The organism is Aulosira sp. FACHB-615 (genome assembly GCF_014698045.1).
Lineage (GTDB): Bacteria > Cyanobacteriota > Cyanobacteriia > Cyanobacteriales > Nostocaceae > Nostoc_B.
Genome location: NZ_JACJSE010000042.1, coordinates 24,422 through 41,472 on the forward strand (window position 1 = coordinate 24,422; position 17,051 = coordinate 41,472).

The following is a 17,051-nucleotide window of genomic DNA, read 5'->3' on the forward strand; positions in this document are numbered from 1 at the left end:
ATTTTTTTAACAAAACTACGAATTATCCAAACATTTTGTTCCAAGCTTCCAAAACTAATCTTTGGGTGCGATATTCACCAAACTGTTTAATTTCGTTGTTCTTTAAAACGCGGAATGTTTCGCTGGGGAAGTCTTCACCGTAAACATCAGCAGGGTCGAGAATATATCGCAGTTCATCATGGGTGAGTCCGTAGAGTTTGGCATAATATGCGTCTAGTTCTGCTCTTAATAATGCGCGTCTGTTAGGATTCCAAATAAAGGGTTCGCCGTCGTATCCCATATCTTTGGCGAAGGGTTGCATATCCCAGGCGGTATAGACTAATTCGAGTACGCGACTGCTGATAAATTTGATATCTTGTTGAGTATATACTTCAGGGGGAATGACAGGAAGTTGTTTAACAATGAAAAGATTTAGATTAACCCCACTCATTTTTTGGCGAGTTACATAATCAAAAATAATACTATTAAAGTTTGCAACAAAACAAGAATGTAGTAAAAGATTGGGTTGTCCTAAAAAAACTAAAGATAAGCTATTTCCTACACCAGATTTTGGTATAATAGTACAAATTGCTGTTCTTTCGTTTAAAGCTTTCGTTACACCTCTAAAAACTATTAACCAGTCTTTATTCCAAACTTCTCCAATTTTTTGGTTAACCTCATCTCTAGATACCCAATAAAAAGAAGTAACTTTATATTGTAAATCTTGATATTTTTCTATTGGTGTTTCTGGTAAAGTTGCAAAACCTCTTTCATCTCCTCTAGATTCGTATGATCCAAAGCGATGGTCAAAATTATATATCATTTTTGCTTCATATAAAGGCAATGTGTTATTTACACAAGATTCATGAAATAAATGAGTATCGTTACTCATATGAAATAAACCGCCTTTAAATGTATGTAACCAAGGTGTGGTTGGTTGAGATTCGTTTTCTATAATTGGTATTTTTGTATAAATTTTCTTTACTAATTTAGCATCATTGTCAGTGCGAAAAACTGGGCAAGTTTTAGTGTTGGGATTGACAAGTACAAAATCTTGAGGATAAAGTTTAATCCTTCGTAGTTCATTTTGTGTTTCAGAAATTTTTAAAGCTTTAAAAACAAATTCAGATGGAGTTTGCATATCACCATTTTTTCGTAAGCTAAAAAGACAAAATGGATCTGGACTTCCTGCACCCATAAAAAAATCTCTAATTTCTGCAAAATCTAAAACAGTAGATAAATGTCCTTGAGTTGCAACAAAACTAAAAAATTCTTTAGTTGTATCTGCTGTAATAATGGCGCTTGGAATAATAATCCCACTTTGACTATCAGGTGAAGCCATAATTTTATATACGGTTTCTGCAAAGACAGCATAAGTATTGATGTCACCCACAGCAGTTAATGGAAATCGTCCCGACACTCGAATAAACTTACTCTGCGCCTCAGCATCATGTTTCGCTGCTTTCCAGGCTTGCGCTAACTCAGGGTTTTTCTTTGGTAATTCTTTAATCAAGTTCTCCCGTACTGCTTTATTATCAGCATTAGCTATTTCAGTACTACGAGAAGCAAAAAATTCTTTTTCTTGTAACTTAATCCGCTCCCAAGGTGGATTACCCAGCACACAATCAAACCCACTTTGTTCAAAAACTTCAGGAAACTCTAAGCACCAATGGAAAAAATGCTTCTCTTCAGCTAATTTATTTGCTGTATCTACTGTTACTTGAGCAGGAGAATTACCACGCAAAAGCTGAGTTAAGGTTTCTGTTGTTGCTAACAAGTGTAAATTCTCTTCAGTCAAAGGCATAAAAAATGCCCCAGTCCATAAATTACAAGCTAAATAATCCCGTTGCCATTCGGCATCTTTACGAGTTTGTTGATATCGTGCTTGTTTTTCTCTAACTTGCTGCGGTGATAATTCAGCAATATTCCCTAATTCCCTTAGACTTTTTGCATAGTGTGTCTGCTTAGTTTCTAAGTCTTCGTATATTGACAGTTGCTCTTTGTTCTCGCGTTCTTTCTTATTTCGCTTTTTAAGCTGTGTTGCTAATGCTTTATCATCCCCAGTTACAGCCTTATATGCTTCATCGGGTATTCCTTTCTCTAGGCAATCAATATCTAATACCCCTACCAAGGAATTACCACACTTGATCCTATGGTCTAAAAAGCTAAGTGGTAATTTACCAGGGAAACCTTCAATCCATAAAGCCACCTTGCACAAATCCACCGCCAAAGGATTTAAATCTACTCCATAAATGCAATTTTGAATTACATCCCGAACCGCTAATTTTAATGGTTGACTTCCTGGTTCTGCTTCCCCAGTGCGTACTTTAGCTAGTTCTTTACCAACACGACGTGCTGCTGCTAAAAGAAAATGTCCTGAACCGCAAGCAGGATCGCAAATTTTGAGATTAAGTAAACCTTGCTCTAAATTACGCCTTAGTTCATCTGGATTTGATGGGGTGGGGGTTTGGCTACGAACTTGGGCTAATCTATCTTCAATGACAGGTTCTATCGCTGTTTTAATTAACTGGTGTACTAATTGCGGTGGCGTGTAGTAAGAGCCACTTGTTTTGCGATCGCTACCAAAGACTAACGCGAATTGATATATTCCCCCTTTCGTCAATACTTGCGGATGAAAATCAAGTAAACTTTCATACACGCTACCTAATTCCTCAACATCCAGGTACTCATAGTTAACTCGCCGCAGTTGTGCTTTGTCTTGATATAAGGATAGATGGCGGAGTGCTACCAATAAATCGTAGTTATCAATTGCACAATCATCTAAAGCAGGCAGAGTTGTAGAACCAAATAAATCACCATTTAATGGAGATAACCCTAATACTTCTCCGCGCCAGTTTTCATCAAAGAGTAGGAAAGTAACTCGCAAACCTTGCCATAAGTCTTGAAAACCCTCCCGTCGCCAATGAGGTCTTTCGGCTAACTCTCGTAATCGCTCAATACTGTAATATTCTCGGTAGATTCGTGCTTTCTCTAAATCATCCCCAATTAATAATAAATTGCGGGATTCTGCCACCATTAGGAAAAGTAAACGATAAATCAACCGCAACAATTGACGGTAATAATCAATATCCTTCAAACTGCCATCTGTAAACTTCTGCCGCAAATTTTCATTTGCAGGATGTTGTAGAAAACCATTCCCTAGCTGAATTAAGGCTTTTTCTACCCCATCCCGTAAGCGATCGCGTACCCGTCCACCCTGTTGCCTTGCTTCTTGGTGATAATATTCCAACAAACACTTATCCGCATCATCCATACCTTCAGGCAAGCGGGAACGGTGAAACAAGCGGTAAAATAACCCAAATTCAGCAAAGTTCTCACCTTGAAGGATTTGTTCTAAGTCAAATTCAATGTAAGTAAGACGAGTCATCAAAGAAGAATCACGTAGTAACCGCCAACGAAAACCATTGGTAGCGATCGCCCACAGATGTTCTGTCTTGTTAAGATACTCCTGCACCAGTGCGTGTGCTGATAGTCTGGGATTACCGCTAGGAGGACGCTTATCGACTTCTAGCCGACAACCAATAATGTGAATGGGTGGTTTATTTTCTCCTAGTTCTGCACGGTGGGAAATTGCATAAGTTTGCCCCTCTACGATTTCGGCATTTGCAGTATATACGGGGTCGTAACCTAAACTCTGTAGTAATGGTACTGACCATAATTCACGAGTAATACTTGTAGCTGAGTTATTTTCATCTAGCCTTGCTAATGCCCGTTGGAATGCGGCCCAGTATGCTTTAGCATCACCCCAAGCAGTTGCAATTTCATCAGCTAATTTATCAGTTTTGTTAAAACCAAAGTCTTCAGGTGATTGCCCTTTGAGACTGCCTTCTAAGATTTGGGCAGTCATATCTGGAGCTAGTAGATTTCCTTCGATTTGAAGTGCAGTTAATGTAGTTTTCATATCTAGAATAATTAAAAATAAAAGATTACTTACGTCCGGGATGGAGAATAAAAACACCGAGAACATCCATCGGCAATTGAGGAGTAACGCGGATTCGACCTTCTTTGGTAATGTCCCTCACCCGCTTATGGCTTTGTAGTAATTCTTCCGCCCTTTGGCTGGCAAACTTTTCTAAATCTGGCTGTAGTTCTTCTAGCCTGGGAAGTAATTCAGCAATTTCTCCCTGTTTGATAGCTTTACCAGAATCGCTGACTGGCTTTGCTTCTTGTAATAATCTAGTTGCTTCTAACTGCTGCAACCAATTAGGACTAGAAGGAGAACCCGTAAACCCGATAACTGCACATTCTTCTGCTAGTAATGTAGTATTCCTCGCTTCTGTAGTACGTCTAGAACTGTCTAGCAAATGCCGTAACCTTACCAACAGCAAAGTTGTGCGCTTTTGAACAGCATTAGTTGTAGTGAACCCACATCTTGCTGCGATTGGTTCAGCCGCCAGAGAAAGTGCATCTTCTAAAATGTATTGCGCTAAACCTTCTACCAAAGGGTGATTCCGTCCTATGTATTCCACGCCTTCTGGTGCTGGGGTAGTAAATGTCAGTAAACGGGACTTATCGCCTAACGTGGATTTAAGAAAATCTGGTGGCTGCGGTAATAACCATCCCTGCTTTTTCTTGATCAAAGAATAAGAAATGCGATCGCAAGCAGAAATGACAAATCGCTCTACATCTTGTTCATTCCCTAAAATCTGGTCAGAGTCGATGAGTTCTTGTTCTACTTGCTCTGGTTTGATGGCACGTTGAGCAAAACGGGTACGATTAGTTTTTTCACGTTCTACGGCGTTGTCCCAATTCTTATGTACTTTATCAACCGCAGATTCTTCTTGAAAATCAAACAGCGATAACTGAATAACTTCAGTAGTACGTTCAAACAGTGATTTGAATACTGCTTCGGCTACAGTAGTGCTTTCCATTGGTACGGGAACTGTAATCCCTAAAGACTTATGAATCTGCACAGCTTTCCGAATCAGAACATCCAAAACTGCCCCATCAACAGGGTTATCTTGACCATAAAGCAAACAAGCTTTTACCTGAGTGGCAGTTTGACCATAGCGGTCAATACGTCCTTCCCTTTGCTCAAGTCGATTGGGATTCCAGGGTAAATCGTAGTGAATTACACCACTAAAATGGGTTTGTAAGTTTACTCCTTCACTCAAACAGTCAGTAGCTACTAGTACCCGTTGAGGATAGGATTTTAACTCTTCCAAACGAGTTTCCCTTTCATCCTCTGACAGTTCCCCAGTAATAGCAATTACCCGAATTTGACTACCTTTCTTTTCTAATTTCTGCCTGAGAGCATCAGCTACATAATTTGCAGTAGCAATATAGCGACACCAGATAATTGGGTTCATCTCTTCTTTGAGCAGAGAGTCTACCGTAGCAATACAAGATTGCAATTTCTGGTCTTTATCACCCCGCAATTTCTCGGCTGCTTGCACAAAAGCTTTTAACTTTCGTTTATCGGTGTCTTTGTAGCTTTGTTGCCCTTGCTCTATGACTACAGTTGGTGATGCGTCAACTGCTTGTTCTTGTTCTGTGGGGTCGTGGACGTAAGAACTCATCAGGTCTTCGTCTAAATCAGCCACTAAAGAATCGCGATCGCCTGATTTACCAACTTGTCGGTTTAGAGTAGCGATCGCCGCAGCAGGTGAAGACATCACGCAACGAATCAAAGCCAACGCCGACCAGTATCTTCCGCGGCGTTGAGCATGACTCATATCTGCCGTAGTTGTTTTTACTAAACCACGAGCGAAGTCATAGACATCATCAAATAATTCTCTGTACTCTTTCGATAATTTGTAAGATTTTTCTTCTGAATGCCTTTGAGGAAAAGGAGTTTCATTGCCCAGCCAAAGCTTAACATCTGCTCGTCTGCGCTGAACAAAGTGATTGGCTAAATTGTCCCGTTCTTTCTCTGTTAAACCATTGAGGTTGAAATGCTCAAACTCTGGTTTTAACAAGCCAAGCAATGACAGAAAAGATTCTTCAATTCCACTATGAGGAGTTGCAGTGAGCAATACTAAATGTTGTTCTGCTTTTTGGGCAATTTCTGTAATTAGCTGGTGACGTTGTTGCTGTGATGTTGTTGTTTTGTTTGGACGGGCGCAAGTATGCGCTTCATCAACAATTACTAAATCAGGGCAATGAGTTATAAAGCTGGCACGACGACGCTCTGCTTTGGCATAGTCTAAACTAACGATTACATGGCGGTAATAGCTAAAAATACTCTCATTGTTGGGTATGCCTCGCTCTAACTTAGAAGCTGTACCAGAACGTACTACTACTGCATCAATATGAAACTTTTCGCTTAATTCTTGCTGCCATTGGTCACATAGATGGGGTGGACATAACACAGCGATTCGTTTGACTTCGCCTCGGTCTAACAGTTCACGAGCAATCAATCCAGCTTCAACAGTCTTACCAATGCCTACATCATCAGCTATCAGTAGTTTTACTGTTTCTAGCTTTAAAGCCATTAACAAAGGTACTAACTGGTAAGGACGGGGACGCAGAGATAATCGTCCTAAACAGCGAAAAGGCCCGGCTCCGCTACGGAGTAAAAGACGTGCAGCATCCATAAGTAAGAGTGCAGCAGCATGGTCTTGTACGCTAGTAGCTTGAGGTAGAGGAAATGTTGCTGATTCAATCTTCTCTAGATTTCTCTCTAAAAGTTTTTGATAAATCCCAGCAATTTCATCTTCATTGCCTGAAAGTGGTCGCAGGCGAATGACATCCTGATTTTCCGAAGGCAGTACCACCCATTGCCGACTGCGACAGCTGACTATAGAACCGGGTGAATGGTTCACGGTTTCCGTCATTGTTAGGTTACATTTTTATAAAATATTTGACGCAGATTAATTAGTAGATTAGTAATAATTACTTAATTAATACTTCTGAGCAAGCAAGTAGGATGCTCAGAAGTCTTTTCTGTTTTAATAGACGCTTAAGTATACTGAGACTGATGATATTACCTAAATCAGCTATTTCAAGGAAAATTTTTGTTAACGAAAAGTAAATTCTAATAAATGTGATCTTAATCACAGACTTTTCAGAAATTATTGATAGCTGATCAGCTTTACATTGAGAACTGTTATATTCATTTGCAAAGTTTCATGAAATTCATTTTTCAATCAGATGTTAAAAAAGTTGCTAATAGGGGAAGACTTAACGTAATACTCTATCTTGAAAAAGCTGATGGCAACTTCAATATTTAAAAAATTATCCAGCAGCAAGACACTAAATTGATTTGTTATGAGTGGTTTAAACCAGATTAAAAAATATTTTTATGGAACAAAATAAAGTATATGCACAAGAAAGAGAGCGAATTCTTAATATAGCTCCTGAGCAATATGTTAAGCGTTCTCTAGCTGAAGAACTAATAAAGAAATCAGCTTATTGGTATAGTCATCGTTCCCAGCATCCAGTCCACGCCCCAAACCATTTCAAACATATCCATGACCCTATGGGTAAAGCATACGCACTAATAAATGCGTTAAGGACAGAAGGAGAAGAAATCTCAACTCCTACTAGAAGTGATTGGAAAATAAACTTTGGAGGCAATACATTTTTAATTAGTAAAGCTGTTTTACGATGCCAGTCAACTTTATTAACGTTTTTAGATAATGCAGAAGTAGGGGAAATTTTAAAACTTGATGAATTAAAACACAAGCTGAAGATGGATGTTAGAAAATCTGTAGCTAACTATAGCGGACAAGAGTATGAAGGGTATTACTCAAGTTTTGATGGAAATCACTTAATTTTTGGCTCTCAATCTATTTCAACTGAAGATTTTGCGAATGTGATCCTCTCAAAGGTTAATGTTCATAGACTTTTTAAGTCAAATCAATCTAGCTCTTCAGTAACTACAATATTAGCTGCTCCATCATTGTCAAAATCGTCTAACAAGAAAACTCTTCGTCCCCAATCTTCAGTAGTATTGCCTTCACAAACAACCTGCCCTTATTGCAGTGTGAAAGTTAAAACTACAAATCTTCAATCGCACACAACAGGTAAATGCCCTAAAAAGCCATCGTTATAAATGCTATCGCTTATTTCACTAGTGCTTAGAAGAAATTGAATAAACAATAAGCTAAACTAAAAAATTCTTACTATGTCTACATTCGATTCTACAAAAACAAGACTGCAAACTTTGCTAAATAGTATTGTGACAGGTGAAATTCAACTGCCTGATTTTCAGAGAGGTTGGGTTTGGGATGACGAACACATCCGTTCCCTTTTAGTTAGTATTGCGCGTGCTTTCCCTGTGGGAGCAATTATGTTACTTGAGGCTGGTGGCGATGCTAAGTTTAAAGCTAGACCTGTTGAAGGAGTAGATCCAACACAAGCAACAATTGATAAATTGAAAAAGCTGCTTCTTGACGGGCAACAAAGGCTGACTTCATTAACACAAGTATTGATATGTACGCAACCTGTACAAACTCGTGATTCTAAGAAGAAGCTAGTACAGCGTTATTACTATATTGATATTGAAACAGCCTTACTGGGGCCAGAACATTACGAAAGCGCGATTATTAGCATTGATGCAGATCGCATTCAAAAGGAAAACTTTGGGCGTGATGTCAAGCTTGACCTTAGTACGCCAGAGAAAGAATACGAACACTTTTATTTCCCTTGTAATCAAATACTTAATGCAGGTGCTTGGGAAGTAGGATTAAACCAGTACGACTTCACTCATAAGTCAAATAAATTGAATCGCTATATGGACTTTCGTACCCAAGTTCTTGATGCGTTTCGTTATTATGAATTACCAATCATCGAGCTTAACCGCAACAACACAAAAGAGGCAGTATGTCTTGTATTTGAAAAAGTAAATACAGGAGGCGACCATTAACAGTCTTTGAACTAGTGACAGCCAGCTATGCTGCTGATAATCTTAACTTGCGGGATGAATGGTTTGGTAATAGTCAAGAAAAGATCGAAGGTATTCAGTCACATCTGAAAAAGCAGCGTTTGTTACGTGAAGTCCAGCCTACTGAATTTTTACAAGGGCTGACACTGCTGTACACTTTGGAGAAACGCCAGCAAGACCTAAAAGCAGGTAAAACAGGTAAACAAGTAACAGGTGTGACTGCCAAGCGTGAAGCTGTTCTATCTTTACCTGTAGATGCTTTTCAAAAGTGGCAACAGTCTCTTGTGCAGGGTTACTGGAAAGCAGCTAAATTCTTGCGTCAGGAATCGTTTTTCTCAACTGGCGATTTGCCTTACCGCACGCAACTTATTCCTCTTGCCGCAGTCATGGCATTGTTAGGTGATCGCTGGCTGGAACCGAAAGTTTACGAAAAAATTGCCCGTTGGTTCTGGTGCGGTATCCTTGGCGAATTGTACGGCGGCGCAGTTGAAACTCGTATGGCTTTAGATATTCAACAGCTTATCGACTGGATTGAGGATGGTAAGGAAGAACCTAATACTGTTCGGGATGCAAACTTTCAACCTGCACGTTTAGGAAGCTTACGTTCCCGAACTAGTGCTGCATATAAAGGTGTTAATGCCTTAATTCAGCGTGAGGGTGCTAAAGACTTTTTTTGGAAGTCCACTATTCAGGATCTAGATGAAAGCGATTGGGAAGAACGCAAGCTTGACATCCATCATATTTTCCCTAAGAGTTGGTGTGACAAGCAAGGGATTCCCGCATCTCGTTATAACTCTATTCTCAACAAAACTCCCATATCCTATAAAGCAAACCGCATGATTGGCGGTAAAGCTCCGAGTGAGTATTTAATTCAGCTTCAACAGCATAAAAATGTTCAGCTTGATGATGCAGGTATGGACGCAATTTTGGCGACACACCAAATTGATTCAGTAACCCTGCGAAAAGATGACTTTGAGGAGTTTATGGCATCGCGTCAACGTATGATACTTGCCAAAATTGAAGCTGCTATTGGCAAGCCAGTATTAGTGGTAGACGATTTGGCATTTAGCGATGTTGTAGACGAGGAGGAGTGATTGAAAAACATTAACTTAGCAAAAATGAGATTTTGATAAATGTGAAACCTGTAGTTATAATTAATGAATTTATTAGTTAGCAACATGATTATTAAAGGTATTACTTAGAGTATTCTTAATGCTGACAATTTTAGTAAGTATTGAGAATTTACTTAAAGGTTTTACGTTTAAATACATACTTTCATACCACTAACATTCAAACTTTCAGAAGAATTACTAATTTATTAAGTAAATATTATTGCTTATATTAAAAATGCAGTTTACCACCGAATTCTTGTGAACAATATATTGATAATTAATAGTATAAGCAGTATTTTTTTAACAATATTGCCCTCATTTATACCATTTTCATCATCAGCCAATTCACAAACTATTAATAAACCCGTAAATTCTGTAGTAAAAATAGCTAATAAGTCTTATGAGCTTGTAACACAGATAGCTTTTGATGAAGGTGACGCATATATTACTGTTCCTGAAAATAATGTTACAGCACGTCATATAGGGCGTTTAAGGAAATATGATTTTCATATTGCTAAAATGTTCGAGGTTACAGCTTTTATGTGTGAGGAGGGAATAGTCAGCCCTGGTATTGACTGGCACTACTATGCTGGTAGAGGCAATATTGATATGGGGACTTTCAAAATTTCCTGTAGCCTTGCCGATACTATAGTAAACGCTTACAAAGTTCGTAGTCCAGAGCCTACAGCAATTGAATTTTCACAGGGAGAGGATCATCCTCCTGAAATCAGAAATTATCGAATTGGTATCCTTGATATAGAACGAGATCCCAATAAAACTACTCGTTGGCTTAAATTTGTACAAAAATTTAAACCTGTTAGACAATAATCTTGTTTATCCGAATATCTAACTTTTCATAGAAACCTTCAAACCACAAAATAACCTGAGCTTTCCTACAAGCTAATTTTTAATAATTCTGATTAGATAAAAATCAGAGTTTGAGGGAAGCTCAAAAAGGTTTGGCTATATATAATGAAAAGTCAAATAAAATTCTCTCAAGCACATCTACCAAACGATGACCTACTGGTCATTTCAAGGAAAACCCAATTATTACCGCATCATTGATGGCATCCGCGACTTTGAGCAGTTTAAAAATTGTGAACTAGTATGAAAAAGAAGTTACTAAATTCATATATTTTAGGGCTGATTTTTTTGAGCTTAATTATTGGTACTTCAAACTTGTTTCTAAATCCTTACAAAGCTAAAAATTCCCAAATAAATCTTAGCCAACTTTTTGCTACAGCCAGATGGAGATTAAATTCACAACAACAATATAAAGAAGTTCGAGTGCCTTTTACTCAAAAGAAAGGCTTAATATATGTGCAGGCATTTTGGGCGGGTAAACCAGTTAACTGTATTCTTGATACTGGTGCAACATACATTTCATGGCCTCAAACACTAAACTTAAAATCAAAACCAACAGGAAAACAAATACAAATGCTTGGTGTCGGGGGAAAATATCGCATATTAGGGGAATGGGTTTTAGCTCCCAATATTAAATTAGGTGGTTTTGAGCTAGAAAATCTACCTACAATTTTACAAAAAACAGTAGAGAAAGCTAATGGGCAGAATATTTCTATAGCCCAAGCAGAGGGAGTTAATGAAATAATATTAGGTAATACTGTTTTTCAAAATATTATATTAACCATTGATTATCAAAAACAAGAAATAGTTTTACGCAATAAAGATTATGATATAACTAAAAATCAAAATCTTAAAAAGAATTTAGTTAATATGATTTGGGATGATGAGAATTTAATAATATTAGGTAAATTAGCAAACTATCCAGCCCGGTTTCAAGTTGATACTGGTAATACTAGTAGATTAGCAGTCAATATTAAATTTGCACAAAAACATTTTGCTAACTATCCACGTACTCAGTCAAAAACAGAATTAGTATCAGGAACAATTTATAATGAAAATATGCCAAGTATTCAAGGCAATATAAATGGAATAAAATTTGAGACTGGTAGATTAGCAATAATACCCTTTAATTCTGATGTAGATGCTTTGGTAGGTGAGCCTTTTCTGAGGAATTATCGTACTACAATAGATTATAAGCGCAGAAAAATACTTTTGGAACCCTACTCTCAATTCTTTCAATAATTATAACTAAGTAAAGAGTTTCTGAAATTTTTACAAAAATAGGATGTAGTTAATAGCAAAACTTGAGTTGATTGCAGATATCCAAACTGAATCTTGGTGGCAGGACATAACGCCAGAGTTGATTGAACAAATGCGTCGTCAACTGCGGGATTTAGTGAAATTCATCGATCCTAAAGAAAAGCAGATTGTTCACACCAATTTTGAGGATGAACTGGGGGAAATTGTTGAGACTGGCGTACCCACAAAGCAAACTGGTTTCAATCCTTACCAGTACCGGAAGAAGGTAGAGGCGTATATTCGAGAGCATGAGAACCATATAGCGATCGCCAAACTCAAGCGCAACATTCCACTAACCGATGCTGATCTACTGTCCCTAGAAGAATTGCTGTTCAATGCCGAAGCCGTTGAAAGCCGGGAGAGGTTTGAGGAAGTCTGCGGGAAGAACCTCAACCTCAAGCTGTTCATTCGCCAGTTGGTTGGACTGAACAGGAATGCTGCGAAACAGGCATTTGCTCGGTATTTGGAGGGCAGTAGTTTCAATGCTACTCAAATTCGTTTTGTAGAAACCATCATTGATTACCTTACCCAAAACGGTGTAATGGATGCAGGTTTACTCTATGAACCACCATTCACTGATTTGCACTACGAAGGATTAGACGGAGTTTTTGGTGCTGATGATGCTGACGGGATTGTTTCAATAGTGCGGTCTTTCAATGAAACTGTTGGGGTCGCGTGAGGGGCGGTGGTGTGCGATAGCTTACTAAAAAAGAAATTCAGACCTTTGTGTGTAAATTCCGAAAGCAAAGAAACGTAGCTATAAATTATTCAAGAAACTCATAACTTTCTCTTGCCAAAAATCAATACGATTTGCTCTTGTTGCTGGCTTGCCCATCATTTTAGACCATGTGTGATTATTTGCCGGACTGGGATGAGGAAATTTAAAATGATTGAAGCTTGAGGTTATGCTATTTACTGCGTCACTGGCGACTTGACCCCAAGTAATAACAGCATGAGGCTCAAATATCTCTAACTCCAACTTCAAAATTTTAATAAAACGCTCCTGCTCTTGTTTAATAAGAGGAGTATGATAAATTCCATTATCTGACTGGCTAATCCAAATTTTAAATACATCTGTCAAATAAACTCGGTATCCTTGCTCTAGTAAAACTTTAATCAGGTCAAAGTAAAGTCTCGTGCTACGATGTTTTTCACGGCAATACTTTAAATGTAGAGCGTATGGTGTAGCAATTTCAATTTCTTCTACTCTTTTATCACTTTGCCTTCGAGGGTCTTGCCCAAGGATGACAATTGTTTTTTTATCTTGAATATTGTTATTTAGCTCAAGTATGCTGGGTATATCCACTCCAATTATCCAAGCGTCATCATAAAGTTTCTGAAAACATTCATTAGATGAATGAAAAATACTTCTAGAGAAATTATATTCTATACAGTCTTCTCTCTCAAAGCCTTTCCGCATTTCTTCATATATTTCAGTTAACTGTTTTTGCGAGATGCTAAAAACATTTGCTAACTGTTGAAATAAATTTTCAAATTCATTATCTTTGAAATTTGAGAACAAATATTGAGTCATATAAAATTCACTAATTTCTTGTATAAATGTGTTGCTTTTGCCAAAGTTTGTTTTTAAACTTATTCACTTACATCTAATTTTGGTTTTTGAAAAGTAAAGTTAACTGTAGTTTTACTTTCAATTACTCGACGCATTTCTTCATACATGGGGTAGTTACCAATTCCACTCAGATAAGCCCAGCCTCGTGTTCTAGTTAAAGCTACAAATAGCTGGTTCCGAAGTGTAATACTGCTTTCATTCCTTGCTACATTGTCTAATCCCAAAATATAGACTATGTTGGACTCATGCCCTTTAGCTCGATGAATGCGAGATACGGTAATACCGCCTTCATTCCAAAATTTATTAGGAAAACTAGCATTATTCTTTAAAAAGGTATTATTCTTTGGTGCTGTAGGAAGATAAAAATCAATTCCGCTATTTCTTAAATAAGTTGCAGTTTCATCTTGCAGTTGAGTATCTCCTAGAACAATTACTAAAATATTATGGCTAGGCTTCAACTTTTCATCAAATATATTGCTTTTGATTTTTACTACTAACTGCTCCAATTCAGCTTTACGAGAATTGTAAGTTTGAAATTCCAATACTTCTGCGTCCCAAAGTGTATGGACTGGATTGGGTGAATTCTCAACTGGTCTATGTAAAGTAATTGTTGAGCCTGGTTTTCTAAAATCTCCTGTTACCTCATAACCGATTCTCAACCAATCTCTTTGATTCGTAAATCCAGCTAATAATCCATTTGGACGTAGCAAGCCCATTCCGATAGCATGAGCAGCCATAAGAATAGTACCAGGACAGCGATAAGAGCGACGAATAATGTGTGCTTTTCTGATACGACCTTCATAGAATGCGCCACCTCTACCCCCAATGAGTTGGCTTAATTCCGTTCCCAACACTTCCTTAGAAGTTGGAATTACTAGACTATTAAGACTTTGCGCTTCATCATAAGCCCAGATTAACCGTCTTTGTTCGGGCAAGTTAGAGTTAACAGGTCGTAAGGCTTGGTAAGCCATCCAATAGAATGGCTGTCTGCCTTCAAACTTAAGATGATTATCAACAATCAAGTCTTGCCCTTCATCAATTAAGATGGCATCAAATATTGGAGTGAAATTTGTGTTATCAAGTAGATTTTTACAAGCTAAAGCCAGTGCTTCGTTAGGTAGTTGGTTTGGAAAATGGTTAGCATTTAATGGCTGAACACCAGATTTTCTACAAATAGTGCTGTAAAGTCCTGGTTGATTTACTGATCCCCAAGCGTGTAAAACTCGCAGTTTAGAATTTTGGGAATTGTAACGGAATTCTCCACCACTAAAATAACGTAACCATTGATCTATCAATTCAAGTATTAAGCTGTAAAGGCTACGAGTAAAGAATACTAGCGCAATATCCATCTCTGGATTCCGCCAGTGCATCCGGGCTGCTTTTTGGCAAAGTAAGATAGTTTTACCAGAACCAGCCATGCCGCGAATTCTCTGCGGCCCTGGAGGAAATTGCATTCCTATTTCCAATTGCTGCCAATCAATATCACTAATCCAATCCTGTAGTTTAGTAATAACTTGAGCGCGAGGAGACTGTAAGCTATTGTTTAAATTCCCATTAATTTCATCCTCTGGTGGATTTTTAGGAGTACCAATCACTTTTAGCAATTGTTTCCACTGTTGGTCGTTTAAACTTGGAGAAGCTGCTTGAATAATAGTGGCTTTATTTTGAATGTTTTTAACTAAATTGTGCTTCTCTAAATCTTCTTTAAAAAGAATTGGTGGGCAAGTGTGGTGTGATTCGTCAAAGCCTTTGTTATTCCATTCGGTCTTGGTAATCATGGGTAGAGCAACTATAACTCTCCCTTGTACCTTATTTTTAAGTATTGATTCTTTATTGCAGTTGTTTAATAAGGCGTAAAGTTGCTTTTCTGCTTGGTGGTACGGGTAAATGTAATCTTTGTAGAATCCAGAAACCATTTTCCATCTAGTAGCTTCAACCTCACTAATTTTGGCAATTGTGAAGGATTTAACCTCAATAATAATAAGTCCTAAATCCTTGCTAACAATCAGAATGTCTGCCTCTCGCCTAATTTGTTGCTCATGAGAAAAAGAGCGATAGCTCCAGAATGCAACACCTTCCCCATCAGTAAAATTTTCACGAACTTTTTGCCAGACGAATTGTTCTCCAGCTTCTCCACTTATCCCTAAAGGTTCTGTTTCAATAAATTTCCATTCTGAAATCCTGTTTTCTGTAGATGCAACCATATTGTTTTTTATTCATAGTGCTTTTATTTAGAATTCCCAACAGTTAAGCATTTCTAAAGGTCGTAAGCAAATTTGAGCCTTTTGAGACATTCTAAAAGCACTTTTGCCTAAAGATTGCTCACTGCGCTTGGCTTTTCAATATTCAGAACGGGCAGAACTATACTTTTACTCTTACTCCACCCGGAAACCGCCGCATCATCTCCCCCAACTCAACAGCCTCCCCATTGACCGTATAAACCAAATTACCCGACATCGCCAGCACAATCCGCTGCCGCCTCGCCCACTCAAACCAAGCACTAACATCTGCGGTAACGGTGTTTTTCCCTTTAGCCCCACTCTTACAGGAGTTGATAAACAGACCAGTCGGGTTATCGCACCAACCCTCTGCGATCGCATCTTTTACACGAGAGATCGCACCCTGCACGTTATCCCAATGCTTTTTGATCACTCCCAAGCAACATTCTTAGATTAAAAACTCAAGTTATTTTGGCTGAAGTTACTAGCAGTAAAATTATTGAGTGTGGCTAATGTTTTAAAACTTGCATTGCTACCAATGCCGTCAGAGTCAACCTGAATGAGAGTATTTGAACCAGATTGAATACCCCGGATGTAACCGTCAGTAATTGGATTAGTGCCTGCGTAGTTCAAGCTGGTCAAGAGACTAGACATCACCAGAACATCATCTGTACTGCTAAAGTCGGTAATCGTATCAATCCCTTCACTCAAACTAGCAAAGACAAATTTATCATTACCAGTTCCACCAGTGAGGCGATCGCTTCCAAGACCACCTACAAGAGTATCGTTGCCGTTGCCGCCAGTTAGAGTATCATTGCCATTACCACCATCAAGGGTATCATCTCCATCACCACCATTGAGGGTGTCATTGTCACCACCGCCAAATAAGCTATTGTTAGCCGAGTTACCAGTAATGGTGTTTTTCAAGCTATTACCAGTACCGTCAATAGCATTACTACCTGTGAGGATGAGATTTTCGATGTTATCCCCTAGTGTAAAACTAAAGCCAACACGGACAGTATCAGTTCCTTCGTTTACTAGTTCACGCGATGTGCGACTTAATATTCCGTAACAAGTGCGTCGAATTGAAGAGGATCACAATTGTGGCGATTAAGCCAAAAACAGACGGTATGAGCTAAAATCTTGCGATTGAGGCG

Annotated in this window: 12 protein-coding genes and 1 pseudogene; 6 read left to right on the top strand and 7 right to left on the bottom strand. The window is 38.3% G+C overall.

Annotation, left to right across the window (positions count from 1 at the left end; translation table 11 throughout):
* Positions 1-22: 22 nt before the first annotated feature.
* Both H6G77_RS32000 and H6G77_RS32005 read right to left on the bottom strand, forming a co-directional pair.
* A complete protein-coding gene (locus H6G77_RS32000; protein WP_190873742.1) occupies positions 23-3,901 on the bottom strand; it encodes an Eco57I restriction-modification methylase domain-containing protein in 3,879 nt (1,292 codons plus the stop codon).
* A 25-nt stretch (positions 3,902-3,926) separates the two neighbouring features.
* A complete protein-coding gene (locus H6G77_RS32005) occupies positions 3,927-6,776 on the bottom strand; it encodes a helicase-related protein (protein WP_190873743.1) in 2,850 nt (949 codons plus the stop codon).
* 467 nt (positions 6,777-7,243) lie between these two features.
* Between H6G77_RS32005 and H6G77_RS32010 the strand changes: the two genes are divergently transcribed.
* The 6 genes from H6G77_RS32010 to H6G77_RS32030 all read left to right on the top strand — a co-directional run bounded on the left by H6G77_RS32010 (position 7,244) and on the right by H6G77_RS32030 (position 12,781).
* Positions 7,244-7,996 carry a hypothetical protein gene (locus H6G77_RS32010; protein ID WP_190873744.1) on the top strand — a complete coding sequence of 251 codons (753 nt, stop codon included), beginning with the start codon at positions 7,244-7,246 and terminating at the stop codon, positions 7,994-7,996.
* 72 nt (positions 7,997-8,068) lie between these two features.
* Complete coding sequence (locus H6G77_RS35420; RefSeq protein ID WP_199331721.1) at positions 8,069-8,809, top strand: DUF262 domain-containing protein; 741 nt, start codon at positions 8,069-8,071, stop codon at positions 8,807-8,809.
* Positions 8,810-8,823: 14 nt separating this feature from the next.
* Positions 8,824-9,921 carry a hypothetical protein gene (locus H6G77_RS35425; RefSeq protein WP_199331722.1) on the top strand — a complete coding sequence of 366 codons (1,098 nt, stop codon included), beginning with the start codon at positions 8,824-8,826 and terminating at the stop codon, positions 9,919-9,921.
* A 276-nt stretch (positions 9,922-10,197) separates the two neighbouring features.
* Positions 10,198-10,767, top strand: a complete 570-nt coding sequence (locus H6G77_RS32020) for a hypothetical protein (protein WP_190873745.1) — start codon at positions 10,198-10,200, stop codon at positions 10,765-10,767.
* A 279-nt stretch (positions 10,768-11,046) separates the two neighbouring features.
* Positions 11,047-12,045 carry an aspartyl protease family protein gene (locus H6G77_RS32025; protein ID WP_190873746.1) on the top strand — a complete coding sequence of 333 codons (999 nt, stop codon included), beginning with the start codon at positions 11,047-11,049 and terminating at the stop codon, positions 12,043-12,045.
* Positions 12,046-12,112: 67 nt separating this feature from the next.
* Positions 12,113-12,781, top strand: a complete 669-nt coding sequence (locus H6G77_RS32030; RefSeq protein WP_242049373.1) for a type I restriction-modification enzyme R subunit C-terminal domain-containing protein — start codon at positions 12,113-12,115, stop codon at positions 12,779-12,781.
* A gap of 78 nt (positions 12,782-12,859) precedes the next feature.
* Here H6G77_RS32030 and H6G77_RS32035 read toward each other — a convergent pair whose 3' ends face one another.
* The 5 genes and pseudogenes from H6G77_RS32035 to H6G77_RS32055 all read right to left on the bottom strand — a co-directional run.
* Positions 12,860-13,636: a uracil-DNA glycosylase family protein gene (locus H6G77_RS32035; RefSeq protein ID WP_190873747.1), complete on the bottom strand. Its 777-nt coding sequence runs from the start codon at positions 13,634-13,636 to the stop codon at positions 12,860-12,862.
* A gap of 59 nt (positions 13,637-13,695) precedes the next feature.
* Entirely contained in the window at positions 13,696-15,879 is a 2,184-nt protein-coding gene (locus tag H6G77_RS32040; protein WP_190873748.1) for a DEAD/DEAH box helicase, read from the bottom strand.
* Positions 15,880-16,036: 157 nt separating this feature from the next.
* Entirely contained in the window at positions 16,037-16,303 is a 267-nt protein-coding gene (locus H6G77_RS32045; protein ID WP_242049374.1) for a hypothetical protein, read from the bottom strand.
* Between the two features lie 44 nt (positions 16,304-16,347).
* Positions 16,348-16,821, bottom strand: a complete 474-nt coding sequence (locus H6G77_RS32050) for a calcium-binding protein (RefSeq protein ID WP_199331723.1) — start codon at positions 16,819-16,821, stop codon at positions 16,348-16,350.
* A 131-nt stretch (positions 16,822-16,952) separates the two neighbouring features.
* Positions 16,953-17,051 (bottom strand): annotated as a pseudogene (locus H6G77_RS32055) (IS982 family transposase); the annotation flags it as partial.

What these genes read in the sequence shown, in the direction of transcription:
- H6G77_RS32000 (WP_190873742.1), bottom strand. Translation starts at nt 3,901, where the DNA reads ATGAAAACTACATTAACTGCACTTCAAATCGAAGGAAATCTACTAGCT.
- H6G77_RS32005 (WP_190873743.1), bottom strand. Translation starts at nt 6,776, where the DNA reads ATGACGGAAACCGTGAACCATTCACCCGGTTCTATAGTCAGCTGTCGC.
- H6G77_RS32010 (WP_190873744.1), top strand. Translation starts at nt 7,244, where the DNA reads ATGGAACAAAATAAAGTATATGCACAAGAAAGAGAGCGAATTCTTAAT.
- H6G77_RS35420 (WP_199331721.1), top strand. Translation starts at nt 8,069, where the DNA reads ATGTCTACATTCGATTCTACAAAAACAAGACTGCAAACTTTGCTAAAT.
- H6G77_RS32025 (WP_190873746.1), top strand. Translation starts at nt 11,047, where the DNA reads ATGAAAAAGAAGTTACTAAATTCATATATTTTAGGGCTGATTTTTTTG.
- H6G77_RS32035 (WP_190873747.1), bottom strand. Translation starts at nt 13,636, where the DNA reads ATGACTCAATATTTGTTCTCAAATTTCAAAGATAATGAATTTGAAAAT.
- H6G77_RS32040 (WP_190873748.1), bottom strand. Translation starts at nt 15,879, where the DNA reads ATGGTTGCATCTACAGAAAACAGGATTTCAGAATGGAAATTTATTGAA.